This is a genomic window from Streptomyces sp. NPDC028907, assembly GCF_055564995.1.
This window is the reverse complement of sequence record NZ_JBVHVE010000002.1, coordinates 718,214-743,512: the sequence shown is the minus strand read 5'-3', so window position 1 is coordinate 743,512 and position 25,299 is coordinate 718,214. Positions and strand designations below refer to the sequence as shown.

25 protein-coding genes are annotated in these 25,299 nt (G+C 70.9%); 5 read left to right on the top strand and 20 right to left on the bottom strand.

Annotation, left to right across the window (positions count from 1 at the left end):
• Window positions 1–78 precede the first annotated feature (78 nt).
• Complete coding sequence (locus ACZ4UU_RS07870) at window positions 79–633, top strand: YceI family protein (protein WP_468037493.1); 555 nt, start codon at window positions 79–81, stop codon at window positions 631–633.
• A 33-nt stretch (window positions 634–666) separates the two neighbouring features.
• Here ACZ4UU_RS07870 and ACZ4UU_RS07865 read toward each other — a convergent pair whose 3' ends face one another.
• Both ACZ4UU_RS07865 and ACZ4UU_RS07860 read right to left on the bottom strand, forming a co-directional pair.
• A complete protein-coding gene (locus tag ACZ4UU_RS07865) occupies window positions 667–1,236 on the bottom strand; it encodes a YdeI/OmpD-associated family protein (protein WP_468037491.1) in 570 nt (189 codons plus the stop codon).
• A 52-nt stretch (window positions 1,237–1,288) separates the two neighbouring features.
• The gene (locus ACZ4UU_RS07860; protein WP_468037898.1) at window positions 1,289–1,858 is read right to left on the bottom strand and encodes a TetR/AcrR family transcriptional regulator; all 570 of its coding nucleotides are present in this window, start codon (window positions 1,856–1,858) and stop codon (window positions 1,289–1,291) included.
• Between the two features lie 134 nt (window positions 1,859–1,992).
• Here ACZ4UU_RS07860 and ACZ4UU_RS07855 point away from each other — a divergent pair, with 134 nt between their 5' ends.
• A complete protein-coding gene (locus tag ACZ4UU_RS07855) occupies window positions 1,993–3,078 on the top strand; it encodes a DMT family transporter (protein ID WP_468037896.1) in 1,086 nt (361 codons plus the stop codon).
• Window positions 3,079–3,192: 114 nt separating this feature from the next.
• Complete coding sequence (locus tag ACZ4UU_RS07850) at window positions 3,193–3,975, top strand: S1 family peptidase (RefSeq protein WP_468037489.1); 783 nt, start codon at window positions 3,193–3,195, stop codon at window positions 3,973–3,975.
• Between the two features lie 102 nt (window positions 3,976–4,077).
• Here the strand turns inward: ACZ4UU_RS07850 and ACZ4UU_RS07845 are convergent, their stop codons facing one another.
• The 11 genes from ACZ4UU_RS07845 to ureA form a co-directional block, all read right to left on the bottom strand.
• Window positions 4,078–5,421 (bottom strand): hypothetical protein, encoded by a 1,344-nt coding sequence (locus ACZ4UU_RS07845; RefSeq protein WP_468037487.1) that lies wholly within the window; start codon window positions 5,419–5,421, stop codon window positions 4,078–4,080.
• A 67-nt stretch (window positions 5,422–5,488) separates the two neighbouring features.
• Entirely contained in the window at window positions 5,489–5,923 is a 435-nt protein-coding gene (locus ACZ4UU_RS07840; protein WP_468037485.1) for a VOC family protein, read from the bottom strand.
• A 55-nt stretch (window positions 5,924–5,978) separates the two neighbouring features.
• Window positions 5,979–7,583: a citramalate synthase gene (gene cimA / locus ACZ4UU_RS07835; protein ID WP_468037483.1), complete on the bottom strand. Its 1,605-nt coding sequence runs from the start codon at window positions 7,581–7,583 to the stop codon at window positions 5,979–5,981.
• 475 nt (window positions 7,584–8,058) lie between these two features.
• Window positions 8,059–9,153: a TolB family protein gene (locus ACZ4UU_RS07830; RefSeq protein ID WP_468037481.1), complete on the bottom strand. Its 1,095-nt coding sequence runs from the start codon at window positions 9,151–9,153 to the stop codon at window positions 8,059–8,061.
• Window positions 9,154–9,215: 62 nt separating this feature from the next.
• The gene (locus ACZ4UU_RS07825) at window positions 9,216–10,430 is read right to left on the bottom strand and encodes a hypothetical protein (protein WP_468037479.1); all 1,215 of its coding nucleotides are present in this window, start codon (window positions 10,428–10,430) and stop codon (window positions 9,216–9,218) included.
• A gap of 26 nt (window positions 10,431–10,456) precedes the next feature.
• Complete coding sequence (locus ACZ4UU_RS07820) at window positions 10,457–11,509, bottom strand: protein TolB (protein ID WP_468037477.1); 1,053 nt, start codon at window positions 11,507–11,509, stop codon at window positions 10,457–10,459.
• Window positions 11,510–11,650: 141 nt separating this feature from the next.
• Window positions 11,651–12,199 (bottom strand): TetR/AcrR family transcriptional regulator, encoded by a 549-nt coding sequence (locus ACZ4UU_RS07815; RefSeq protein ID WP_468037894.1) that lies wholly within the window; start codon window positions 12,197–12,199, stop codon window positions 11,651–11,653.
• Window positions 12,200–12,255: 56 nt separating this feature from the next.
• Window positions 12,256–12,750 carry a hypothetical protein gene (locus ACZ4UU_RS07810; RefSeq protein ID WP_468037475.1) on the bottom strand — a complete coding sequence of 165 codons (495 nt, stop codon included), beginning with the start codon at window positions 12,748–12,750 and terminating at the stop codon, window positions 12,256–12,258.
• A gap of 9 nt (window positions 12,751–12,759) precedes the next feature.
• Window positions 12,760–13,809, bottom strand: coding sequence for an agmatine deiminase family protein (locus ACZ4UU_RS07805; protein ID WP_468037473.1), 1,050 nt, complete (start codon window positions 13,807–13,809; stop codon window positions 12,760–12,762).
• Between the two features lie 9 nt (window positions 13,810–13,818).
• Window positions 13,819–15,531: an urease subunit alpha gene (locus ACZ4UU_RS07800; RefSeq protein ID WP_468037471.1), complete on the bottom strand. Its 1,713-nt coding sequence runs from the start codon at window positions 15,529–15,531 to the stop codon at window positions 13,819–13,821.
• Window positions 15,528–16,238 (bottom strand): urease subunit gamma, encoded by a 711-nt coding sequence (ureA, locus tag ACZ4UU_RS07795; RefSeq protein WP_468037469.1) that lies wholly within the window; start codon window positions 16,236–16,238, stop codon window positions 15,528–15,530. Before ureA ends, ACZ4UU_RS07800 begins: the two co-directional genes overlap by 4 nt.
• Before the next feature lie 143 nt (window positions 16,239–16,381).
• On the opposite strand from ureA, the gene ACZ4UU_RS07790 reads away from it, so the two are divergent.
• A complete protein-coding gene (locus ACZ4UU_RS07790) occupies window positions 16,382–17,818 on the top strand; it encodes a cytosine permease (protein WP_468037467.1) in 1,437 nt (478 codons plus the stop codon).
• Window positions 17,819–17,880: 62 nt separating this feature from the next.
• On the opposite strand, the gene ACZ4UU_RS07785 is transcribed toward ACZ4UU_RS07790, so the two are convergent.
• From ACZ4UU_RS07785 to ACZ4UU_RS07770, 4 genes are all read right to left on the bottom strand, one after another.
• Entirely contained in the window at window positions 17,881–18,969 is a 1,089-nt protein-coding gene (locus tag ACZ4UU_RS07785; protein WP_468037465.1) for a branched-chain amino acid aminotransferase, read from the bottom strand.
• 273 nt (window positions 18,970–19,242) lie between these two features.
• On the bottom strand, window positions 19,243–20,286 hold the full coding sequence (locus ACZ4UU_RS07780) for a 3-isopropylmalate dehydrogenase (protein WP_468037463.1): 1,044 nt from the start codon (window positions 20,284–20,286) through the stop codon (window positions 19,243–19,245).
• 189 nt (window positions 20,287–20,475) lie between these two features.
• Window positions 20,476–20,616: a hypothetical protein gene (locus tag ACZ4UU_RS07775; RefSeq protein WP_107083653.1), complete on the bottom strand. Its 141-nt coding sequence runs from the start codon at window positions 20,614–20,616 to the stop codon at window positions 20,476–20,478.
• 259 nt (window positions 20,617–20,875) lie between these two features.
• Window positions 20,876–21,433: a GNAT family N-acetyltransferase gene (locus ACZ4UU_RS07770; protein WP_468037461.1), complete on the bottom strand. Its 558-nt coding sequence runs from the start codon at window positions 21,431–21,433 to the stop codon at window positions 20,876–20,878.
• 93 nt (window positions 21,434–21,526) lie between these two features.
• On the opposite strand from ACZ4UU_RS07770, the gene ACZ4UU_RS07765 reads away from it, so the two are divergent.
• Window positions 21,527–21,733, top strand: coding sequence for a DUF5988 family protein (locus tag ACZ4UU_RS07765; RefSeq protein WP_468037459.1), 207 nt, complete (start codon window positions 21,527–21,529; stop codon window positions 21,731–21,733).
• Window position 21,734: 1 nt separating this feature from the next.
• Here ACZ4UU_RS07765 and ACZ4UU_RS07760 read toward each other — a convergent pair whose 3' ends face one another.
• The 3 genes from ACZ4UU_RS07760 to ACZ4UU_RS07750 form a co-directional block, all read right to left on the bottom strand.
• A complete protein-coding gene (locus ACZ4UU_RS07760) occupies window positions 21,735–22,559 on the bottom strand; it encodes an alpha/beta fold hydrolase (RefSeq protein WP_468037457.1) in 825 nt (274 codons plus the stop codon).
• A 67-nt stretch (window positions 22,560–22,626) separates the two neighbouring features.
• On the bottom strand, window positions 22,627–24,258 hold the full coding sequence (pruA, locus tag ACZ4UU_RS07755; protein WP_468037455.1) for an L-glutamate gamma-semialdehyde dehydrogenase: 1,632 nt from the start codon (window positions 24,256–24,258) through the stop codon (window positions 22,627–22,629).
• A 51-nt stretch (window positions 24,259–24,309) separates the two neighbouring features.
• Window positions 24,310–25,236, bottom strand: a complete 927-nt coding sequence (locus tag ACZ4UU_RS07750) for a proline dehydrogenase family protein (RefSeq protein WP_468037453.1) — start codon at window positions 25,234–25,236, stop codon at window positions 24,310–24,312.
• Window positions 25,237–25,299 lie beyond the last annotated feature (63 nt).

Below are 25,299 nucleotides of genomic sequence, written 5' to 3'. Positions count from 1 at the left end.
GAACGGAATAGGTCTACGGTCGGTCGCGTTGATGTAGTTAAAGATTCAACATCACCCCATCTTCCGAGGGAGCACGTCATGACGAACGCCGACCTGACCGCCCTGACCGGCGACTACACGATCGACACCGCCCACTCCACGATCGGCTTCACCGTCCGCCACGCCATGGTCACCAACGTCAAGGGCAAGTTCCTCGACTTCAGCGGCTCGCTGCACCTGGACGGCGGCGACCCGTCCGCTTCCACGGCGTCCATCGACGTCAAGATGGACAGCATCGACACCGGCTCCGCCGACCGCGACGGCCATCTGAAGAGCGCGGACTTCTTCAAGATCGAGGAGTTCCCGACGATGACCTTCCGCTCCACCTCGGCGGAGGCTCTCGGCGACGACGACTACCGCATCACCGGCGACCTGACGATCCTCGGCACCACCAAGCCGCTCACCATCGACCTCGAGTTCAACGGCGCCGCGAAGGACCCCTTCGGCAACGAGCGCGTCGGCTTCGAGGGCAAGGCGGAGATCAAGCGATCCGAGTGGGGCCTGACCTGGAACGCGGCGCTGGAGACCGGCGGTGTGCTGATCTCCGACAAGATCAAGCTGAACTTCGACATCTCGGCGATCCGGAACGCGTGACGTTTCCTCTCAGGGCGCCGGTGAGCGATCGGCTCACCGGCGCTTCGCCAACTCCCGCAGGATCGCCGCGACTTGAGCATTCCGGCTGCGCGGGGTCCGAGCCCGTAGCAGGCCGAGCATGACCTGGTAGCGGTCGGTGCGGCCCAGCCGCTGGAACACCGCCCGAGCCTCGGGGTTCTCCTCCAGGGCGGCGGTCAGCTCGGCCGGGACGCGCGCGTTGCTCTGCGACTCGTACGCGGCCTGCCATCGCCCGTCGGCCTTGGCGGCGTCCACTTCGGCGAGGCCGCAGGGGTGCATCCGCCCCTCGGCGGTCAGTTCCGCCACCCGCCGTACGTTGACCATCGACCAGAGGCTGCCGGGCCGGCGCGGGGTGATCCGCTGTGCGTAGTACGACGCGTCGATCCCCTTGCGCTGTCCCGTGATCCAGCCGTGGCACAGGGCCACGTCGTTGACCTCGGCGGCGCTGACCGAGGGGATGCCGGTGCCCTTCTTGGCGACCTTGACCCAGAGCCCGGGGTGCGGGGCGGGGTGCTCGGTCAGCCACGCGTCGAGGGCGGCGGCGGAGTCGAACGGGAGGGGCGCTTCGGCGTCGGAGGGGGTCATACGGGCACGTTAGGCGGGGAAGAGGTCAGATCCCGGCCTATAGGTCCAGCCTTCAGTCGAGGAGCGCTTCCGCTTGTGCGCGGGCGTGGGCGATGGGGTCCGGGAAGACGTTCAGGCCGTGGGCGACCAGGGCGCCCTCGTGCAGGAGCATGAGCGTGCGGCCCAGCCGGTCCGCGTACTCCGGGGAATCCGGTGCCACGTCCCGGGCGAGGCCCGTGAACAGGGCGAGCATCCACTCCTTCTGGCCGGTGATGACCGAGTGGGCCGGGTGGGCCGGGTCGCTGATCTCGGCGTGCGCGTTGACCATGCTGCACCCCTTGGGGCCCTGCTCGGACGACCATGCCCGTGAGGCGTCGAACACGGCCAGGATGCGGGCCCGGGGCGTCGCGTGCGCCGCGTCGAGGTGGTCGTCGACGTACTGCGCGAGGAAGGCCCGCCAGCGTTCGTCGCGGCCCGCCAGGTACTCCACGACGATCCGCTCCTTGGAGCCGAAGCGGTCGTAGAGCGTCTTCTTGGTGACCCCCGCCTCCGCGGCGATGAGGTCCACCCCGACGGCATGGATGCCGCGCTCGTAGAACAGCCGCTCGGCGGCTTCCAGGACCCGCCTCGCGGCAGGCGTCATCGTGGCTCGCCGCGGCTGCTCCGCGCGGTCCGTTCCCTTGCTCGCACCACTGCCCATGCCCAAAAGTATACCGATCTGTATAGTGGGAGTCCGGAGCCAGGTATACCGATCTGTCTAGTGGGTGGGTGATCCCCGTGGTCCCGGCGAACGTTCTGCTCTCGATCGCCTTCGTACTCTGCTGGAGCTCGGGGTTCATCGGGGCCAAGCTCGGCGCGGGGAGCGCGGCGGCGGTCACGGTCCTGATGTGGCGGTTTCTGCCGCTCGCCGCGATCCTGATCGTCGTCGCCGCCACGGTGGGGCGCGCGTCCTGGCGGGACCTCACGGCGCGGGCCGCCGCGCGGCAGGCCACGATCGGCGTGCTGTCACAGAGCGGCTATCTGCTCACCGTGTACTACGCCATCCAGCTCGGCGTCTCCAGCGGCACCACGGCCCTGATCGACGGGGTCCAGCCGCTCGTCGCCGGCGCGCTGGCGGGGCCGCTGCTGCGGCAGTACGTCTCACCCCGGCAGTGGTTCGGGCTGTGCCTGGGGGTGAGCGGCGTCGCCATCGTCACCCTGGCCGACGCCGCGGCCGCGACCGGGGTCGCCCCCTGGGCCTATCTCGTGCCGTTCCTCGGCATGCTGTCGCTGGTTGCGGCCACGTTCCTGGAGAGCCGCTCCCCCGCGCCGGTCGCTCCCGGGGTGGCGATGACCGTCCACTGCGCCACCAGCGCCGTGCTGTTCACCACGCTCGCCGTGAGCACGGGAGCGGCCGCGCCGCCCGCCGAGGCCGGCTTCTGGGTCGCGATCGGCTGGCTCGTCGCCCTGTCCACCTTCGGCGGCTACGGGCTGTACTGGATCATCCTGCGCCGCTCCGGAGTCACCCAGGTCAACGCGCTGATGTTCCTGATGGCTCCGGTCACGGCGGTCTGGGGCGCGCTCATGTTCGGCGAGCCGTTCGGCGTACAGACGGCGCTTGGCCTCGGCGTCGGCCTGGCCGCGGTGGTGGTCGTGCATCGTGAGCGCGGGGGCAGGGGTGAGCGCGGAGGCGGTACGTCGCGCGTGCGTTCCGTACATCGCCACCGGCAGGCAAAGGCCTGCGACTCCCGTCCCCAGACAGGGCCCGGACCCCGTACAGCCCCTGTCCGGAACGGGCCTGGCCGGATTTGGGCCCTTGTCCGGAGGCTCACAGGATCCACAATGGCCAGCAAACAGAATTTGACCGGCGCATGCCATAAGTAGGGGCTTCGGTCGCTACCGTCACCCGGCTCCCCCCCGCGGCCCATGCATGACATGCCCCTGACATCTCAGCGCTCTCCACGTTCGTATGTCCAACCCCCCACGGAAGGCATCACGTTGAAGAAGCTCCTCACCGCGCTCAAGAGATGCGCGGCCCTCGCCGCCGCCGCTCTCGCGATCGTCAGCCTTCAGCCCGTCTCGGCCGCGCACGCCGCGGATTCCCGTGTCGTCGGCGGAACCCGTGCCACGCAGGGCGAGTTCCCGTTCATGGTCCGGCTCTCCATGGGCTGTGGCGGCGCGCTCTACACCCAGCAGATCGTGCTCACCGCCGCGCACTGTGTGGGTTCGACCGGCCCCAACACCGGCATCACGGCCACCGCCGGCGTCGTGGACCTCCAGTCCACCAGCGGCCGGGTCCAGGCCCGCTCCACGTACGTGTACCGGGCCCCCGGCTACAACGGCACCGGCAAGGACTGGGCCCTCATCAAGCTCGCCCAGCCGATCAACCTGCCGACGCTGAAGATCGCCACCACGACGCAGTACAACACCGGCACCTTCACCGTCGCCGGCTGGGGCGCGGCCCGTGAGGGCGGTGCCCAGCAGCGGTACATGCTCAAGGCCAACGTGCCGTTCGTCAGCGACGCCCAGTGCCGTTCCTACAGCGGCTACAGCGGACTCGTCGCGAGCGAGGAGATCTGCGCCGGCTTCCCGTCCGGCGGCGTGGACACCTGCCAGGGTGACTCCGGCGGCCCGATGTTCCGCCGGGACGCCAGCAACGCCTGGATCCAGGTCGGCATCGTCAGCTGGGGCATAGGCTGCGCCCGGCCGAACGCGCCCGGCGTCTACACCGAGGTCTCGACGTTCGCCTCCGCCATCGCGTCGGCCGCGTCCTCTCTGTGACCTGACCTCCGCCGCGGGACCGCGGGCCCGGTGTCCCAGGACGCCGGGCCCGCGCCGTGTGCTCGGGCGCCCGTCAGCCGCAGAGGTCAGAAGTCCTAGCGGTCAGAAGCCCCCGCCGTCGAAGCCTCCGCCACCGAAGTCGCCTCCGCCGAACCCGTTCCCGAAGTCCCCGGTGTCGAAGTCCGCCCCCGACACGTCGCCGCCCTCGTAACCGCCGTCGCCGTAGCCGTAGCCCGCGCCGTAGTCGGCCGCGTAGGCGGGGCCGGCCATCATGCTGCCCAGCATCGTGCCGATGAGGAGGCCGGGGAGGATGCCGCCGCCGAAGTAGCCGCCCGCCCAGGGGCCGTAGGCCGGTCCGGCGTCCCAGTACGGGCGGCGGCCGTACTCCGTGTCGACCTCGCGGATCACGGGGTCGCGGCCCTCGGACAGCCGGGTGCGGTCGGCCGCGCAGACCGGGACCTCGCGGGCGGTGCCGCCGGGCGGCGTCCAGGTCTCGTCGGCCACCGCGGTGCCGTGCCGGGGGTCGAAGAAGCACGGCGGGCGGCGCTCTGGAAGGGGCCGGCCCTCCCGGCGGGCGGCGAGCTGGGCGAGGGAGAAGCGGCCGTCCGCCAGGGCCTGGGTGACGGCCTTGACCTCCTCCGGCCTGCGCGCGGAGTCCATGAGCCGTTTCGCCTGGTCATAGGCGTCCAGAGCGTGCTCGTAATCCTCGCGCATCGCGTCGTCGGCCTCGGGCGCGGCCGGGTGGAAGTCCAGGCGGTCCAGTTCCTCGCCGAAGGCGGTGATGTCCTCGTCGACCACGACCCGCAGCTTCGCCAGTGCCGCCTGCCGCTCCGCCTCGTGGCGGCGCCGGTTGCGCTTCACCAGCGCGTAGGCGCCCGCGCCGCCCGCCACCAGCACCGCGCCGGCCGCGATCAGTCCGCTGACGTCCACGCCGTCGCCGCCTGATCCCTCGCTCCAGCTCGCGGGTGCCGTGCCGCCCACGTTGCGCAGCGCCGCGTCGACGAAGTCGTTGAGCTGGGCCTTGGGGTCGCCGGCGCTCTGCACCGAGGTGACCAGGTTGTCCACCGCCTGCCGGGACATCACGGAGGCGTCGGCCGCCGCGTCGAAGCGATCGTCCACGCGGACGCCGTAAAGGCCCGTGACACCGGTCTCCGTACGGAGGTTCAGCAGGAGGTTCTCGGTCGGCTGGTCGGCCGGGAGGACGGCGACGAAGACGGGCTTGTCGGCATCCTTGATCTTGTCGGCGAGCGCTTCGGCGTCAGCCGACGACAGCTGGCCGGAGGCGGCGGGGTCCACGTAGACGGGTTCCTCGCGCAGCGCCTCGGCGACCTTCGAGAGGTCCGTGGCCGCATGGGCGCCGGGCGCGCCGGCCGTGAGCACCGCGACCGTCGCGGCGACCGGCACGATCAGCAAGCTCATGAGGCCCCGGAAGAGCGGAGTCCTCATACTTCGAAGCTACCTGATGAGCCGGGAAAAGGCGGCGGCCGCAGTGGCCGGAATCCTCCGGGCCGGCTCAGGCGTACGGCTCGCCGACGCCCAGCAGGTTGCCCTCGCTGTCATGGAACCAGGCGGCCCGTTCGCCCCGGAAGCCCTTGGTCGGGTAGTGGCCCTCGACGTCGGCGATGCCGTTCGTGGTGTGGAAGCCGGGGACGTCGACCTCCTCGAATCGCACCCCGCGCCGCCTGAGTTCCGTCACCACCGCCTCGACGTCCTCGACCTGCCAGCCCATCTGGGTGAAGGTGCCGGGCGACGTTCCGGTCGACCGGTACACGGCGAACTCCGTGCCGCCGCAGCGGTACAGCAGCCCGCCGGGCCGTTCGTCGACCGGTTCCAGCCCCAGTTTCTCGGAGTAGAAGCGCCGGGCCCGCTCCAGGTCCTGGGCGGGCAGGCGGGTCGCCACCTGCCCCCGGGCGAGGAAGTGTCGGGAGTCCGCGTCCTTGTCGTCCATGGCTCAACTGTGCCGTGGACGCCCGGCCCGGGGGTGGGGGCGAGGTCCGTTCGGCCTACTCGGCCGGCTCGACGCCGGCCCGCAGCAGCCCGTAGGTGTAGGCGTCCTCCAGGGCCTGCCACGAAGCCGCGATCACGTTCTCCGCGACGCCGACCGTCGACCACTCCCCTGAGCCGTCCGACGTCGAGATCAAAACCCGGGTCGTGGACTGGGTGCCGTGGACGCCCTCCAGGATGCGGACCTTGTAGTCGACGAGGTCGAGCTTGGCCAGCTGGGGGTAGATCTTCTCCAGGGCCACCCGCAGGGCGCGGTCGAGGGCGTTGACCGGGCCGTTGCCCTCTGCCGTGGCGACGATGCGCTCGCCCTTGGCGAAGAGCTTGACGGTGGCCTCGTTGGCGTGGGTGCCGTCGGGGCGGTCCTCGACGATGGCGCGCCAGGACTCGACGTCGAAGTACTTGAGGGACTTGCCCTCCACTTCCGCCCTCAGCAGCAGCTCGAAGCTCGCGTCGGCCGCCTCGTAGGTGTAGCCCTTGAGTTCGCGTTCCTTGACGCGCTCGACGACCCGGCCGACCAGTTCGCGGTCGCCGCCCAGGTCGATGCCGAGTTCCTTGCCCTTGAGCTCGATGGAGGCGCGGCCCGCCATGTCGGAGACCAGCATGCGCATGGTGTTGCCGACCAGCTCGGGGTCGATGTGCTGGTACAGGTCCGGGTCGACCTTGATCGCGGAGGCGTGCAGACCGGCCTTGTGGGCGAAGGCCGACACGCCGACGTACGGCTGGTGGGTGGAGGGGGTGAGGTTGACGACCTCGGCGATGGCATGGCTGATGCGGGTCATCTCGCGGAGGTGGCCGTCGGGGAGGACCTTCTTGCCGTACTTCAGCTCCAGGGCCGCCACGACCGGGAAGAGGTTGGCGTTGCCCACGCGCTCGCCGTAGCCGTTGGCCGTGCACTGGACGTGGGTCGCGCCCGCGTCGACGGCGGCGAGGGTGTTGGCGACCGCGCAGCCGGTGTCGTCCTGGGCGTGGATGCCGAGGCGGGCGCCCGTGTCCGCGAGGACGGTCGCCACGACCGCCTGGACCTGGGCGGGGAGCATGCCGCCGTTGGTGTCGCAGAGGATGACGACATCCGCGCCGGCCTGCGACGCCGTGCGGACCACCGATTTCGCGTACTCGGGGTTGGCGCGGTAGCCGTCGAAGAAGTGCTCGCAGTCGACGAAGACCCGGCGGCCCTGGGAGCGCAGGTGAGCGACCGTGTCCTCGATCATGGCCAGGTTCTCGTCGAGGGTGGTGCGCAGGGCCAGTTCGACGTGCCGGTCGTGGGACTTCGCGACCAGCGTGATCACCGGGGCGCCGGACTCCAGCAGCGCCTTGACCTGGGGATCTTCGGAGGCCTTGGCGCCCGCGCGGCGGGTGGAGCCGAAGGCGACCAGCTGGGCGTGCCGGAAGTCGATCTCCTGCTGGGCGCGCGCGAAGAACTCGGTGTCCCTCGGGTTGGCACCGGGCCAGCCGCCCTCGATGAAGCCCACGCCGAACTCGTCCAGGTGCCGGGCGATGGCCAGCTTGTCCGCGACGGTGAGGTTGATGCCCTCCCGCTGCGCGCCGTCGCGCAGGGTGGTGTCGAACACGTGGAACGAATCGTCGAGCTCGCTGGTTGCGGTCATGGTGTCAAGGCTCCTGCTGTTGGATCCCGTCGGATCACGGTCGTTACCGGAATGACCGGCTCCACCGTCCCCAATGTTCCCTCGCGCTTTACTCCCGGCTGAAGGTGGGCCAGAAAAGCGAAAAACCCCTCGCGGGTGCGAGAGGTCTGCGCGCGGGTCGAGGACGACGGTGTCCGCCCGTACCTGGTCGTACGTGGCGGTCACTGCGGACCGGCGCGCCTGCTGCCAATAATCATGGCGAACGAGAGCACGGGGGCAGTCTGGCACACACCGCCCCCGGGCTCACCGTCCGTCTCAGGATACGAGCACTGCGTTGATCACCGCCGACGGTGGACGAATCCGTCGTAGTGGCCGTTGGTGTCGTCCGGGACCAGCTGGGCCGAGTGGCTGCCGAGGCCGATCCGTTCGCCGGTGCCCACCTCGTAGAGCGTCACGTACTCGTCGGTGACCGGTCCACCGCTGACGGACGTGCTGATCAGACGGGTCTCGTCGGTGCGCAGATCGCGGAGGTAGACGTTGTCCGGCCCGTACTGTCCGTCGGCCAGGCGCGGTTGCGCCTCGTAGGCCAGGTGGCGGCCGTCCGGGCTGAGCCGAGGGTTGTCCGGCAGTCGTTCGCCGTCGGGGCCGGGGACGATGCGCCGGTCACGTCCGCGCGCAGGTCGCGGACGTAGAGGTCGGTGCTGTCGCCGGGGGCGTCGTCCGGGAGCAGGTCGTCGCCGTCGTACTTGAACGCGACCGTCCTGCCGTCCGCCGAGAGGGAGACCGGCATCGCGTAGCGCCGGGCCGGAGTGCCGTCGGCCTTGACGTTGACCTGTTCCTCGGTGCCGGTGCGGCGGTCGTGCACCCAGGTGACGCCGTCCCCGCTGCGCGGCACCAGCTGGGTGTACGCCACATAGCGGCCGTCGGCGCTGATGTCCTCCAGGAGCGCGGGGTTGGTCGGGCGGTCGCCGTTGCTGATCCGCCGAGTGGTGCCGGTGCGCCGGTCGAAGTCGTACACGGCACCGAAGAGGTCGCGTGCGCCGGGCTCCATGCGGTCGGCCTTGGCGTTGAAGACGATGCGGCGGGCGTCCGCGGACAAGTGGGCGCCCGCCGCGAAGGCCGAGCCCCCGTCGTGGGCGACGCTGATCCGCTCCGTCCTTCCGGTGCGGCGGTCGTGCAGGTAGATGTCCTCGGCCGCGTCGTTCGTGGGCGGCTGGTCCCAGTGGACCAGGTTGCGGGCGTTGGAGCGGAACAGGACGTAGCGGCCGTCGGCGCTGATGGCGGCCAGGGTGGAGGGCTTGTCCGCCGGTGTGCCGTCCGACGCCACGCTGACCCGTTCCACCGTCCCCTTGCGCAGGTCGCGCACGAAGACGTCCGCGTGGCCGCCTGTGTCGCCCGGCACCAGGTTGGTCGCGTAGGCCGTGAAGGCCGCGAACCGGCCGTCCGCGCTGAACTGCGGGCCGTACGAGTCGCCGTCGCCCTGTTCGCCCGTCGCCGAGAGCGTGATCCGCTCGGTGCCCCGCGGCGGTGCCGGTGCCGCCGAGGTGGCCGTCAGGGCGACCATCGCCCCGGCGAGGACGGCGACGGACATGCCGCGCATGGTTCTGAACACGATCTCCCCCGTGGTTCGAAGTGGTCGCCCGCTGTTCCCGCTCACCGCAGGTGCCGTACGAAGACGTCGGTGCCGTCATTGGTGTCGCCGGCCGGGATCAGGGTCGGGTCGGTGGACTGGAAGAGGATGCGGCGGGCTCCGTCGGCGATGCGTCCCGGAGGGACGTCGGCGGTGGCGGTGCCACCGGCGGTGTCCGGGGTGACCAGGGTGGTGGTGCCCTTGCGCAGGTCCCGCAGGTAGACGGGCCACTCCTTGCCGTAGCGGCTGCCGGGCTCCGCGATCTCCGACATGAAGGTGACGTACCGGCCGTCGGCGCTGACCGCGGGGTTGCGGGTGTAGACCTCGCCGGGGCCGCCCTGGGTGCCGTGAACGCGCTGGTTGGCGCCGGTGGCGAGGTCGTGCACGAAGACGTTCCAGCTGACGTCGTTGTCGTCGGGCACCAGGTGGGTGTCCCGGGACTCGAAGACGACCGTACGGCCGTTGCCGCTGATGGACGGCCTCAGGGACTCCTTCTCGGTCCGGGAGCCGTCGTAGGAGCGGTCGACCTGGGTGCGCTCGCCCTTGGCGCGGTCGTACATCCAGATGTCGCCCCAGTCGTCGCCGCGCGGGCCGTTGGCGTAGCTGTACTGGTAGACGACGCGGCGCCCGTCGTCGCTGACCGTCGGGTCGTAGGCGTTGCGGGGCTCCCAGCCGGGCTTGGGGTGGCTGACGCGCTCGGTGGTGCCGGCGACGCGGTCGCGCAGGAAGACGACGCTGGTGCCGCCGTCGGCCTCGCGGAGGGTGTAGACCGCGTAGCGGCCGTCGGGGCTCACGGAGACCTCGGCGGGCTGCCCGGTGAAGCCGTCCGGGACCTCGATGCCGAAGCCGACCCGCTCGCCCGTGTCGCGGTTGTGGATCCAGACCTCCGCGGACGTCGGGCCGTACTCGGTGTAGACGTAGCGCCCGTCGTTCAGGACCGCCACGAGGCCTCCGAAGCCCGCGAAGCGGAGCTTGCCAGTGTGCGGGTCGCGCAGGTACATGCCGCCGTGCGGCATGTTCGGGTCGAGGTCCTCGGCGTCCGATGTCAGCGCGATGTGGCGCCCGTTACGGCTGATGACGGCTGTGCGCGAGACTCCGTTGCCCGCCTTTCCCTCGGGTGTGACGCTGATCGGCTCGGTGCGCGGGGCGCCGGGTGCGGCGTCCGCCGCCGGGACGGCGAGTGCCGCCGTGGCGACGGCCGCCAGGACAGCGGCGGCCAGGCGCTTCTTGCTGTGCATGGTTGTTCCCCCGTGGTTGGTCGCTGTCATCGCACTGTCCGCAGGAAGACGTCGTACACGCCGTTCGTGTCTCCGGGGACGACGTCCGTGTCCTGCGTGGAGTAGACGACGGAGCGGCCCCTGTCGGAGACCGATCCGTCGATGGCGCTGCCGTGTCCGACGAGGACCTGGCGTCCGCCGTGGAGGTTGCGCAGCCACAGGTTCGACTGCGCGTCCTGGAGGAGGATCCGGCGCCCGTCGGGGCTGACGGCCCGCACGTCGACGCCGGGGAAGTGCTGGACACGGCCGGTGCGCAGGTCCCGTACGTACGAACCGTCCGCCGAGTCCATGACCAGGACGCGGCCGTCGGCGCTCAGCTGGACCACGGTCGAGAACGTGCCGTCGTCGGCCTCGGTCCGGGTTCCGGTGGTGCGGTCGGCCACCCACACGTCCCCGCCGCCCTCGTCCTCGTAGGCGACATAGCGGCCGTCGCCGCTGATCGACGCGTCGTCCATGTCCCGGCTCTCGTCGTCCTGCGGGCCGGCGCTGACGGTCTCGCGGGTGCCGGTGACCCGGTCGTAGAGGTCGATGCGGTTCGGGTACTGCGGGTGTCCGGACCAGGTGTAGGCGACGTAGCGGCCGTCCGCGCTGATGTCCGGGGCGGACGCGCTGTCCTGGGCGTCGCCCCCGGCCCGGATCCGCGTACCGGTGCTCAGGTCCATCAGGAAGACGTTCATCTTGCGGACGCCCCAGTCGGTGTACGTGGCCCAGCGGCCGTCGGAGCTGAGGCGGGGTGTGCTGAGCGCGGCCTCGATCTTGGTGAGGTGGCCGGTTCTCAGGTCACGGATGTAGGAGTAGGTGCCCGGGTGGGTGATGCCCTCGGGCACGAGATTGGTCGCCGAGGAACGGAACGACACGAAACGGCCGTTCGGCGTGGTGTGGGCGGCGCTGGAGGCGGCGTCGCCCTGGGTGCCGTCGGCTGCGGTGCTGACCCGCTCGACGTGCGGTGCGGGCGGCGCGGCGGACGCGGTCGTGCCGGTGAGCGCGAGCAGCAGCGCCGCCGCCAAGGAGCCTCCGGACACACGTGCGGCTCTGGACATGTTCCCCCCTGTGGTCCCCGTGGACGCTTTCCCCCGGCCCCCTTCCCTTCGGCTCACTCGCCGCCGGGGGCGCCTATCGAGGCAAACGCACCACGCGTGACAGGGTCAATCCGACGTATTGCGTACAACCTGGACGTGAGCTCAGGAGTCCGCGAGGAGGCTGTCGTCGAGGAACTCCCTTACGTGGCCGAGAACTTGTGCCCGGTCCGTGCCGCGCAGGCCGATCGCCACATGGATGGAGAACCCGTCGAGCAGCGCCCGCAGCCGGGCGGCGAAACGGTCCGGGTCCACCGCCCGGAACTCCCCGCGCGAGACGCCCTCCGCGACCAGCGCCACCAGGTCGCGGTGCCAGGCGCCCTCGATCGCGGCCTGCCGGTCGCGAGCGTCGTCGTCGGCGTTCTGCGAACGGTTCCAGACCTCCAGCCACAGCGTCCAGTGCGGGTCGCGGTGCCCCTCGGGGACGTACAGGTCGACGTACGCCTCGACCCGTTCGCGGACCGTGGCGGACGCCCGCGTCAGCAGCCGGCCGCGCTCGGCGCCGAGCCGGCCCTCGCTCCACTCCAGGGTGCGCAGCAGCAACTCGTCCTTGGAGTGGAAGTAGTAGAGGAGATGGCCGCTGCTCATGCCGACCTCGCGGCCGAGCGCGGCCATGGTCAGCTTCTCCAGGCCGCGTTCGGCGATCATCTCCATGGCGGCGGCGAGGACGTCCTCGCGTGGTGGCGCGGGAGTGCGGCGGCGGGCGGGCGTCACGCGGCGGCCTCCAGGTGGACGGCGTCCGGGACGAGCCTGGTCTGGTAGCCGCCCCAGCAGTCGGAGCCGTGGACGGCGACCGCGGCCCCGCAGGCGCAGACCCGGTTGACCCCGTGGAAGGGATTCGAGCCGCAGCAGCCCTCCAGCCGGGAGGTGTCGGCGTGCAGGCCCAGGTCGACCACGTCGAGCGGGTGCAGGACATACGTCCCGCGCGGTCCGTCGGAGACCAGGAATCCGCGTTCGTCGGACATCCACATGCCGCCGGGGACGACCCCGTCGTGCTCCTCCTCGTCGGCGTCCGTCGGCACGAACGGCGCCCCGAACGGCAGGGGATCGACGACGTACGCCCCGCGCGGGACAAGCGACGGACCGTGCCGTCGGCCGTCCGGCCCCGGGAGGCCGTCCCAGCCCGGGTACTCGGGCATCTCGTCGAGCCGCCGGACCGGCTCGGTCAGCCGTGTTCCGCAGGTGCCGCAGAGCAGTACGTTCACCCGTACGTTCTACCTGACGACCCTCCTCGGCTGCTGCTGGGTGATGCAGTGGATACCGCCCCCGCCCGCGAAGATCGTCCGCGCGTCGACGAGCGTCACCGTCCGCTCCGGGAACAGCCGGCGGAAGATGCCGGCCGCGATCTCGTCGCGCGGGTCGTCGAAGCCGCACAGGACGACGCCGCCGTTGCAGAGGTAGTGGTTGATGTAGGAGTAGTCGGCCCAGTGGCCGTCCGCCTCCAGGACGGTGGGCGCCGGGATCTCGACGACCTCCAGGCTGCGGCCCCGCGCGTCCGTCTGCGCCCGCAGCAGCCCTACGACCTCCTTGGTCACCTCGTGGTCGGGGTGCGCGGAGTCCGGCTGCACATGGGCGACGACCACTCCGGGACGGGCGAACGCGGCGACGATGTCGACATGGCCGAGGGTCCCGAAGCCGTAGGGCGGGTAGTCGCCGGTCAGGCCGCGGGGCAGCCAGATCGCCTTGCGGGTGCCGAGCATGCCGTGGATCTCGGCCTCGACCTCCTCGCGCGTCCAGTGCGGGTTGCGCTCGGGGCCGAGCTGGACCGTCTCCGTCAGCAGGACCGTCCCGTCGCCGTCCACATGGATCGCACCGCCCTCGTTGACGAGCTTCGAGGCGTACGTCCTCGTCGAGCCCGCCAGGTCGGACACATGGGCGGCGATCTTCGCGTCGTGCTCCCAACGGGCCCAGTCCTGGGCGCCCCAGCCGTTGAACGTCCAGTCGACGGCGGCGAGTCCGCCTTTGCCGTCGGTCAGGAAGGTCGGACCGATGTCCCGCATCCACGCGTCGTCGAGGTCCCGCTCGACCGTCTCGACACCGTCGCCGAGCAGGGCGCGGGCCTCGGCCGACTGACCGGGTCCGCACACCACCGTCACCGGCTCGAAGCGGCGCACGGCACGGGCGACGGACGCCCAGGCGGTGCGGGCGCCGGCCAGGTCTTCCGGGTCCTCGAAGGTCACGTTCGGCCCCGGCCAGGCCATCCAGGTGCGTTCGTGCGGGGCCCACTCGGCGGGCATGCGGAAGCCGTCGGCGGCTGCGGACATGAGTGATCCTTAGAGGAAGTAGAGGCGGTTGAGGGAGACGGACTCGGCCGGCTCGGAGCGCAGCGGCTCGCCGTCGAGGGTGACCAGACCGGTGCGCTGGTCGACGTCGACGGCTCCGGTACGGGAGTTCAGGCGCAGGTCGGCCGGTCCGATGCCACGGGTGCCCCGGACGGCTACCCGCCTTCTGCGCGTGGGCATGGTGTCGTTGCCCTGGTCGGCGGCGGCCCGGGCGACGAAGGCGACCGAGATGTCGGCGGGGGTGGCCCCGTAGGCCCCGAACTGCGGTCCCAGGACGAGGGGTTCGCAGGTGTCGGTCGCGGCGCCCGGATCGCCGACCACGCCGTACGCCGGGAAGCCGGACTTCAGCACCAGCTGCGGCTTCGCGCCGAAGTACTCCGGCCGCCACAGCACGATGTCGGCGAGCTTGCCGACCTCGATCGAGCCGACCTCGTGGGAGAGTCCGTGGGCGATGGCGGGGTTGATGGTCAGCTTGGCCATGTAGCGCAGGACGCGTTCGTTGTCGTGGCCGTCGTCCGGGGCGCCGAACTCGGCCTTCATCTTCCCGGCCATCGCGAAGGTACGGCGGACCGTCTCGCCGGCCCGGCCCATGCCCTGCGCGTCGGACGAGGTGATGCCGATCGCGCCCAGGTCGTGCAGCACGTCCTCGGCGCCCATGGTCCCGGCGCGGATGCGGTCGCGGGCCATGGCGGCGTCGCCGGGCAGGTCGGTCTTGAGGTCGTGGACGGAGACGATCATCCCGTAGTGCTCGGCGACCGCGTCCCGGCCGAAGGGCAGGGTGGGGTTGGTGGAGGAGCCGATGACGTTGGGGACGCCGGCCATCTTCAGGACGTTCGGGACGTGTCCGCCGCCGCAGCCCTCGATGTGGAAGGCGTGGATGGTGCGGCCCTCCAGTACCCGCAGGGTGTCCTCGACCGACAGGCACTCGTTCAACCCGTCGCTGTGCAGGGCGACTTGGACGTCGTGTTCCTCGGCGACACGAAGGGCCGTGTCCAGGGCGCGCGTGTGGGCGCCCATGTCCTCGTGGACCTTGAACCCGCAGGCGCCGCCCTCGGCGAGGGCCTCGACGAGGGGTGCGGAGCTGGACGACGAACCCCGGCCCAGGAAGCCGATGTTGACCGGCCAGGCGTCGAAGGCGTTGAAGGCGTGCCTGAGCGCCCACGGCGAGTTGACGCCGACGCCCCACACCGGCCCGAACTCCTGCCCGATGATCGTGGTCACGCCGGACGCGAGCGAGGCCTCCATGACGCGCGGCGACAGCAGATGGACATGGGTGTCGACGGCTCCGGCGGTGGCGATGAGCCCTTCACCGGACACGATGGACGTACCCGTGCCGACCACGACGTCGACCCCGTCCAGGGTGTCGGGGTTCCCGGCCCGCCCGATCGAGCAGATCCGGCCCTCCCGGATCCCGATGGAGACCTTCCGGATGCCGAGCGCCGCGTCGATCACGACGACATTGCTGATGACGACGTCACAGGTCTCCCGGACGGCGGCGGCCTTGAGGTGCAGTCCGTCCCGGGCGGTCTTGCCGAACCCGGCGAGGAACTCGTCGCCGTACTTCTGGGAGTCCGACTCGACGCGGATCGTCAGCCCGGAGTCGCCGAGGCGTATGCGGTCGCCGGCGCGGGGGCCGTGGGTGGCGGCGTACTCGTACGGGGTGAGGCGGCGTGCCTGCGCGGGGTGGCCTCCGGGACGGCTCATCGCTCGACCTCCTGTTCCTGATCGGGCGTTCGCGTGACGCCGAGGTAGCCGCAGGCGGCGGCGCGGCGCAGTGCCTCCTCGCGGGCGCCGGGCGCGTCCAGCGCCCCGTCGACGAGCCCCGCGAACCCGATCGCGATCCGCTCGCCCCCGATCGGCACGAGCCCGACCTCGGCGCTCTCCCCCGGCCCGAACCGCTCCGAGGACCCGGCGGGCACGGCGAGCCGCATGCCGTAGGCCGCCGCGCGGTCGAAGTCGAGCCGCGGGTTGGCCTCGAAGAAGTGGAAGTGGGAGGTCACGGAGACGGGCACGGTGGCGGTGTTGGTGACCGTCATCCGGACCACCGGCTCCGGATCGGCGTGCTCGGGCCCCGGCAGCAGCGCGCCCGGAGCCCGCGCCCCGAGCCCGGCCCCGAGGGGATCGGACACGACCGCGAGCCGCGAGCCGTCGTCGAAGACGGCCTCGACATGGACCTCGGTGACGACGTCCGCGACGCCCGGCAGCACGTCGTCCGGGCGGAGCACGGACCGGGCGCGCTCGATGGCCTCCGCCAGCCGGACCCCGTCGCGGGCTGCCTCGCACACGGTGTCCGCGATCAGCGCGGTCGCCTCCGGGACGTTCAGCCTGAGCCCTCGGGCTCTGCGCGCCCGGGCCAGCTCGGCGGCTCCGAAGAGCAGCAGCCTGTCACGTTCCGTGGGGGTGAGTCTCATGACGCGGGCACCTCCTTGCCTCTCCCGCATTAGAGCATCACTCTAAACACGAAATCCAGTGAGCCGAAGTGTTGACTCGACACAGTCGATTCCCGATATTGAACGTCGCTCTAACTCTGGCGGCCGATCAAAGGAGACCTGCCATGCCGATGGAACAGCGCGGAGTCGACACCATCCCCGACGAGGAACGCACGAGCGGCCCGCGGGACCTCGTCTCGATCCTGCTGGGATCGAACCTGTGCCTGGGAGTGATCGTCTTCGGCTGGCTGCCGCCGTCGTTCGGCCTGGACTGGTGGGCGTCGGTGAGCTCGATCGTGGTCGGCACGGTGGTCGGCACGGCCCTGACCGCCCCGCTCGCGCTGATCTCCCTGCGCACGGCGACCAACCTGTCCACGTCGTCCGGCGCCCAGTTCGGCGTGCGCGGCCGGCTGGTCGGCTCGGTCGTCGGCCTCCTGCTCGCCCTCGGCTACACGGCCCTGACCGTGTGGATCGGCGGCGATGTGATGGTCGGCGTGCTGGGCCGCCTCTTCGGGCTGCCGGCCAGCGGGGTGTCGTACGGCGTGGTCTACGGACTGCTGGCCGCGGCGACCGTCGCGGGCGCGGTGTACGGCTACCGGGTGCTGCTCGCCCTGTCCCGCGTCCTCGCCATCGGCATGACGGCTCTGCTGGTCCTCGGCGTCGTCGCCTACGCGCCGCACTTCACGACCGCCGCGCTGCCGGAGGCGGGCGGCTATCTGCTGGGCGGGTTCTGGCCGACGTGGCTGCTGGCGACGGTGGCCGCGGGCCTGTCCGGCCCGATCGCCTTCATCACCCTGCTCGGCGACTACACCCGCTACATCTCCCCGGCCCGCCACACCTCACGCCGGGTGCTGCACGCGACGTGGCTCGGTCTGCTCCTGGGCCTGCTGGTCCCCCAGCTGTTCGGCACCTTCACGGCGTACGCGGCCCGGGCGGCCCTCGACTACGCCGGGCCGCTGGTCTCCGCCTCCCCCACCTGGTACCTGGTCCCGCTGCTGCTGGCCGCCTCGGCCGGATCCGTCGGCAACGCGGGCCTGATGCTCTACTCCATGGGCCTCGACCTGGACGCCATCCTCCCGCGCGCCTCCCGTGCCCGGGCCACCTACTGCGTCGCCGTCGTCGCGACCGCCTGCGTCTTCGTCGGCCACTACGCCTCCAGCGCCCAGGACGCCATGACGTCCTTCGTGCTGCTGCTGACTGCGGTCGGCACCCCGTGGGCGGTCATCACCCTGATCGGGTTCGCCCGCTGCCGTGGCGTGTACGACGCCGATGCCCTCCAGGTCTTCAACCGCCGTGCGCGGGGCGGGATCTACTGGTTCCAGGGCGGCTGGAACATCCCGGCGACCGCGGCCTGGGTGATGGGCGCGACGATCGGCCTGCTGTCCGTCTCCCTCCCGTCGTACGAGGGGCCGCTGCTGGGGCTGACGGGCGGGGTGGACTGCAGCTTCCTGCTGTCGGGGCTGGTGGGGGGCGTTGCCTACACGCTGCTGGAACCCCGGACTCAGCCCCAGCCGAGCCCGGGAATGACAGCCCGTCCGGCGTTTGAGGACGAGGCCGTTTAGGCCGAAGCGGGGGCCTGGGGGCGGCAGCCCCCAGCGGCCTCGACCTCAACGCCGAGCACTTGTCAGCCCAGCTTGTGCATCCACCCGTGCTGGTCCACGGCAGTGCCCCGCTGGATGTCGAGGAGCGCCCGGCGCAGCTTCAGCGTGACCTCGCCGGGCTCGCCGTCGCCCTGCTGCCACTGCGCGCCGGTGCGCTTGACGGTGCCGACGGGGGTGATGACCGCGGCCGTGCCGCAGGCGAAGACCTCGGTGAGGGTGCCGTTCTCCGAGTCGCGCTGCCACTGGTCGACGGAGACGCGGCCCTCCTCGGCCTTGTAGCCGAGGTCACGGGCGACCTGGAGAAGGGAGTCGCGGGTGACGCCCTCCAGGATGGAGCCGGTGAGGGACGGGGTGACGATCTTGTCGCCGTACACGAAGTACAGGTTCATGCCGCCGAGTTCCTCGACCCACTTGCGCTCGACCGCGTCCAGGTAGCAGACCTGTGCGCAGCCCTCGGCGGCGGCCTCGGCCTGGGCCAGCAGGGACGCGGCGTAGTTGCCGCCGGTCTTGGCGTCGCCCATGCCGCCGGGCACGGCGCGGACGTGGTCCTCGGAGACCCAGATGGAGACCGGCTTGACGCCGCCCGGGAAGTACGCGCCGGCGGGGGAGGCGATGACGATGAAGAGGTACTCGCTGGCGGGCTTCACGCCCAGCCCGACCTCCGTGGCGAACATGAACGGCCGCAGGTAGAGGGACTCCTCACCGCCGTGCGCGGGCACCCACGCCTCGTCCTGGCTCACCAGCGCGTCGCACGCCTCGATGAACGTCTCGACCGGAAGCTCCGGCATGCCCAGCCGGCGGGCGGAGGCCTGGAAGCGCTTGGCGTTCTTCTCCGGGCGGAAGGAGGCGACGGACCCGTCGGGCTGGCGGTAGGCCTTCAGACCCTCGAAGATCTCCTGCGCGTAGTGCAGGACCATGGTGGCCGGGTCGAGGGAGAGCGGCGCGTACGGCACGAGCTCGCCGTCGTGCCAGCCGCGGCCCTCGGTCCACTTGATCGTCACCATGTGGTCGGTGAAGTGGCGTCCGAACCCCGGGTTGGCCAGTATCGCCTCGCGCTCGGCGGCGGAGAGCGGGCTGGCGGAGGGCTTGAGCTCGATCGTGGGCGTCGTCATGAGTAGATGTCCTTCACCGGTTTGATTGTGGCGGGCCGCGCTCACGCCAGTACTGCCAGTGGCCAGTGCTAGGACGTCCGAGCATTCCCTCATTCCGCGGCTCCGCGTTCGATTATCGCAAGCGGGGGCCGCGGAAGAAATCGGCCTGATCGGCGTGATCCGGAGTGAATCGCGATCCAGGGGTTGATGGTGTCACCCGACGGCGGACATGGGGAAGCCGCCGGGCGCTTCAGTGACCCGGCGGCTTCGAAGGGTGTTCGAGTGGCGGCGGGGTCAGCCGGCTACTCGTACGGCCAGCGCGTCGCCGATCTCCGACGTCGAGCGGGCGGGCTTGCCGGTGCGCTCGGCGAGGTCGGCGGAGACCGCCTCGTCGATGCGGGCGGCCTCGGCGTCGTAGCCGAGGTGGCGCAGGAGCAGGGCGACGGACAGCACCGTGGCGGTGGGGTCGGCCTTGCCCTGGCCGGCGATGTCGGGCGCGGAACCGTGGACCGGCTCGAACATCGAGGGGAACTCGCCGGAGGGGTTGATGTTCCCGCTCGCGGCGACGCCGATGCCGCCGGATACGGCCGCGGCGAGGTCGGTGATGATGTCGCCGAAGAGGTTGTCGGTGACGATCACGTCGAAGCGACCGGGGTCGGTGACCAGGTAGATGGTCGCCGCGTCGACGTGGATGTAGTCGGTGGTGACCTCGGGGAACTCCTCGGCCACCTTGTTGAAGACGTTCGTCCACAGGTGACCCGCGAAGGCCAGCACGTTGTTCTTGTGGACCAGCGTGAGCTTCTTGCGCGGGCGGGCCTGGGCGCGGGCGAAGGCGTCCCGGACGACGCGCTCGACGCCGAAGGCCGTGTTCACGGAGACCTCGGTGGCGACCTCGTGCTCGGTGCCCTTGCGGATGGTGCCGCCGTTGCCGGTGTACGGGCCCTCGGTGCCCTCGCGGACCACGATGAAGTCGATCTCGGGCTGCCCGGCGAGCGGGGTGGCGACGCCCGGGAGGAGCTTCGACGGACGCAGGTTGACGTGGTGGTCGAAGAGGAAGCGGAGCTTCAGCAGGAAGCCGCGCTCCAGGACACCGGACGGGACCGACGGGTCGCCGATGGCGCCGAGCAGGATGGCGTCGTGCTTCTGCAGGGCATCGACGTCCGCGTCGGTGAGGGTCTCACCGGTGGCGTGGTAACGCTTGGCACCGAAGTCGTACTCCTTGGTCTCCAGCTTCACATCCTGCGGGAGGACGGCGGAGAGGACCTTGAGGCCTTCGGCCACGACTTCCTGCCCGATGCCGTCACCGGGGATCACTGCGAGATTGAGGCTGCGAGACATGTCGGCACCCTACTCCTCGTCCCATGGAATGACACACGATGTCCGCGATACGGACAGCACGCGGCCGACGGGAGTGCTGGATGATCCCGACACCTTCAGCGCCCCGCAAGGTGCGCGGGGAACCGCGCGACCAGCCACGAGGGCACCGCAGCCAAATGACGCCCCGTCGCGGCACTCCCGGCGGAGCGCCTACGCGGCCTGGTGACCCGTGGCGCCGCCGTTGTCCCTGCGGTCGAGGGCGCGCTGGAGGGCCGCGGCGGCGTTCTTGCGGTCGGACTCGCTCGTGCGGGAGAGGTGACGGACTCGGCGGCGGGCGGTCGTCTCGGCCATGGGAAATCGACTCCTTCGACAATCCGGGAGTGCGGAAAGGGGGTTACGAGACGCCGGATGGGGCGGGGAGCGGTGCCGCAGGGGTTGCCTGCACGGGGCCCGGCTCACGACCGCCATTCGCTTGATCGAGCGAGACGTTCGGCTTCTACAAAGCTAAGGGAGGACGGCGCGTCTGTCTCCACAATTACTCGGACTTCCTACTATCTGAGACGGTGGAGCCGGTCACACGCCACTGACCTGGGCTTTTCCCGTCACTCCGTCAGAGCACGTCGCCGTCGCGCCAGTCGAAGACCAGCTCGAACGCCGGGTCGAGCGAACCGGCGAGCGCGGGCCGCAGGAACGTGCTGCCCTCCTCGTCCGGCAGATGGACGACGCCCTCGGGGCCCAGCGCGCAGACCCGCCCGCCCCACACCTGCCAGCCCCGGGCGGCGTACAGCGCGGCCCCCTCGTCGCTCGCGGACAGCATTCCCGCGTCGTACGCCCGGTCGATCACCCGCTCCAGTTCCGCCATCACCCGGCCGCCGAGCCCGGTCCGGCGCGCGTCGGAGCGTACGGCGACCGCCTCGACGTACCCGACCCGCAGCCACCGCTCCCGGTGCCGCACCCTGCGCATGACCACCGACCCGTGCGCGACGAGCCGCCCGGCGTCGTCGTGGACGAGCGCGTGCATGCCGCCGAGCCCGTGGTCGAAGTCCTCGTCGGAGAAGTCCCCGCCGAAGGCCTCGTCCAACAGGGCGCGGACGGCGCGCAGTTCGGCGGCCGTGAGGTCGGCGGTGTGCGCGGTGCGGGGCGTGACGGGGGCCGTGGGTGTGGTCATCCGTCCAGTATCCGGGCGACGGTGGATCGCCCACTCGGCTGATCCTCCGCGCGGTACGGGACAGACGGCGACCGCGAGGGGAACGGTGAGGTCATGAACGACACGGCGAAAGTGTTCCTCGAGGGCGGCCCGGACGACCTGCCCGAGCGGATCGTCCCGACCCCGTCCCCCGGCCCGGACGTGAAGATCAAGCTCCGCGGCGGGTACGAGCACTTCCGGCCGACCTCGCGGCAGTCGGACACGCCCGAGGGCTCGCTGCCCGTGTACGAGTGGTGGGAGCGGACGGAGATCGCCGAGTAGATCAGGTCAGCGCGGCCGCCAGCGCCGCCCGGAATCCGTCCGGATCCTCCACCCAGGGCGAGTGCCCGGCGCCGGGCAGGATCACCCGCGTCACGTTCGGCAGCGCCCGCTCCAGGGAGTCGACCGCCGAGCGCGGCCGGATGTCGCACTCGCCGTCGACGATGAGCACGGGCACGTCCAGGGCCCGGCAGGCGGCGTACAGCTCCGGGGTGTCCAGCCCGCGCCGGTTCTCCGCGGTCACGGCGGCGTTGCACTCGGTGTTGATGCCCAGCCACGGGTCGGCCATCCGCTCGGCGTGCTCCGGCGCCCGCTTGCGGTCCTCGAACTCCGCGGACCACTGGAGCACCGCGCCTTCCCGGTCACCCGGGGGCAACTCCCGCCAGCGGGCGAGGCGTTCGGGGTCCTCGCCCAGTCTCGCGAGGAGGTTCTCCTGATAGGCGGGGCGCCACTCGGAGGTCGGGCCGATGCCGGTCCCGGCCACGTACACCAGCAGGCTCACCCGCTCCGGATGGGCCAGTGTGTAGGCGAGCGCCAGCTGGGCGCCCCAGGAGTGTCCGAACAGCGCGGTCCGCTCCGGGGCGAAGTGCCGTCGTACGGCGTCCAGATCGGCCACGAACCGGTCGGTCGTCCACGGCCCGGCGCACCGCTCGGACCGTCCGCAGCCGCGCTGGTCCCAGCGCACCACCGTGGCCAGGTCACCGAGCATCGCGGCCACGTCCTCGAACATGTCCCACAGCCCCGGCCCGCCGTGGCACAGCACCAGTGGCTCGCCCCGGCCGGAAGCACTCGCCCACAGCCGTACGCCGTCATCCGTCGTCACCGTCATGACCGCATTGTCGCAACACGAAAGGGCCGGGTCCGCTCAAGACCCGGCCCTTTACGCGGAGTTGGCGTCAGCCCATGTGCGGGTAGCCGTAGTCGGTCGGGGCGACCAGCGTCTCCTTGATGGCGCGGGTCAGCGTCCAGCGCATCAGGTTCTGCGGGGCGCCGGCCTTGTCATTGGTACCGGAGGCACGGCCGCCGCCGAAGGGCTGCTGGCCGACGACGGCGCCGGTCGACTTGTCGTTGATGTAGAAGTTGCCGGCCGCGTAGCGCAGCTTGTCCATCGTGTACGCGGCCGCGGCGCGGTCGCCGGAGATGACCGAGCCGGTCAGCGCGTACGCGGACACCGACTCCATCTGCTCCAGCATCTCGTCGTACTTGTCGTCCTCGTAGACGTGCACGGCGAGGAACGGGCCGAAGTACTCGGTGGTGAAGACCTCGTTCTCCGGGTCGGTGCACTCGACGACGGTCGGGCGCACGAAGTAGCCGACCGAGTCGTCGTAGGAACCGCCCGCGACGATCGTGCAGGTCGGGTCGGACTTGGCGCGGTCGATGGCGGCCTTGTTCTTGGCGAAGGCGCGCTCGTCGATGACGGCCCCGATGAAGTTCGACAGGTCGGTGACGTCACCCATGGTGATGTAGTCGACCTCGGCGGCGAACTCCTCCTTGAAGCCGGAGTTCCAGATCGACGCCGGGATGTACGCCCGGGAGGTCGCCGAGCACTTCTGGCCCTGGTACTCGAAGGCGCCCCGGGTGAGGGCGGTCTTCAGGACCGCCTTGTCGGCGCTCGGGTGGGCGACGACGAAGTCCTTGCCGCCGGTCTCGCCGACGATGCGCGGGTAGGAGCGGTACTTCTCGATGTTGTTGCCGACCGTCTTCCACAGGTACTGGAAGGTCTTGGTGGAGCCGGTGAAGTGGATGCCGGCGAGGTCGCGGTGCTCAAGGGCGACCTTGGAGACCTCGATGCCGTCGCCGGTGACGAGGTTGATGACGCCCTTGGGCAGGCCCGCCTCCTCCAGCAGCTGCATGAGCAGCACGGCGGCGTGGGTCTGCGTCGGGGACGGCTTCCAGACGACGACGTTGCCCATCAGGGCGGGCGCGGTGGGCAGGTTGCCCGCGATGGCCGTGAAGTTGAACGGCGTGATCGCGTAGACGAAGCCCTCCAGCGGGCGGTGGTCGAGGCGGTTCCAGACGCCCGGGGAGTTCGCCGGGGGCTGCTCGGCGAGCAGGTCACGGGCGTACTTGACGTTGAACCGCCAGAAGTCGATCAGCTCGCAGGGGGTGTCGATCTCGGCCTGCTGGGCGGTCTTGGACTGACCGAGCATCGTGGAGGCGGCCAGCGTCTCGCGCCACGGGCCGGACAGCAGTTCGGCGGCGCGCAGGATGATCGCCGCGCGGTCGTCGAAGGACATCGCGCGCCAGGCCGGCGCGGCGGCGAGGGCCGCGTCGATGGCGTCCTGGGCGTCCTGCTGGGTGGCGTTGCCGTAGCTGCCGAGGCGGGCCTTGTGGTTGTGCGGCTGCACGACGTCGAAGCGCTCGCCGCCGCCCATGCGCTTCTCGCCGCCGATGGTGCAGGGCAGGTCGATCGGGTTCTCGGCCAGCTCCTTGAGCTTGACCTCCAGCCGGGCGCGCTCGGGCGAGCCGGGGGCGTAGCCGTGCACCGGCTCGTTGACGGGGGTGGGGACCTGGGTCACAGCGTCCATGGGTTCCGTAACTCCTTACTGAGCGGTGTGTTGCGAGCCGTGTGTGGGGGCTCAGCCCTTGCTGACCATCGAGCGCAGGAAGAACCGCAGGTTGGCGGGCTTCTCCGCGAGGCGCCTCATGAAGTAGCCGTACCAGTCCGTGCCGTAGGCCGTGTAGACGCGCATGCGGTGGCCCTCCGCGGCCAGCCGCAGGTGCTCGTCGGTCCTGATCCCGTACAGCATCTGGAACTCGTACTCGTCGAGCTTTCGGCCGACGCGGTGGGCGAGTTCCTGTGCGATGGCGATCAGGCGTGGGTCGTGGGAGCCGATCATCGGGTACCCGGCGCCCTCCATGAGAATCCCGAGGACCCGGACGTACGCCTTGTCGATCTCGTGTTTCTGCTGGTAGGCGACCTCGGCGGGCTCCTTGTAGGCGCCCTTGACCAGCCGTACGCGGCTGCCGTTCGCCGCGAGGCGGCGGGCGTCGGCCTCGGTGCGGAAGAGGTAGGCCTGGATGACGCAGCCGGTCTGCGGGAAGTCCTTCCGCAGTTCCTCGTGGATGGCGAACATCGAGTCGAGGGTGGTGTGGTCCTCCGCGTCGAGGGTGACCGTCGTACCGATGGCGGCGGCGGCCTCCACGACCGGGCGGACGTTGGCGAGCGCCAGCTCGTGGCCGCCGTCCAGCGCCTGCCCGAACATGGACAGCTTCACGGACATCTCGGCCCTGGTGCCCAGCTCCAGCTCCTTGAGCCGGTCGATGAGCGCCAGATAGGCGTCCCGGGCGGCCTCGGCCTGCTCGGGCGTGGTGATGTCCTCGCCGACGACGTCCATCGTCAGCTCCAGGCCCCGAGAGGTCAGGTCCTGGATGATCGGCACGATCTGGTCGACCGTCTCACCGGGGATGAACCGGTCGACGACCTGCTTGGTCACCGGGGCCGCCGAGATCAGGCGTCGCATCCGGTCGCTGCGCGACGCGGCAAGAATCACGGGACCCAGCACGGGGCACCTCCACAAACCAGCAGATAGAACCACCGTGAAACCTAAGGATCCCTCCGATCGTCG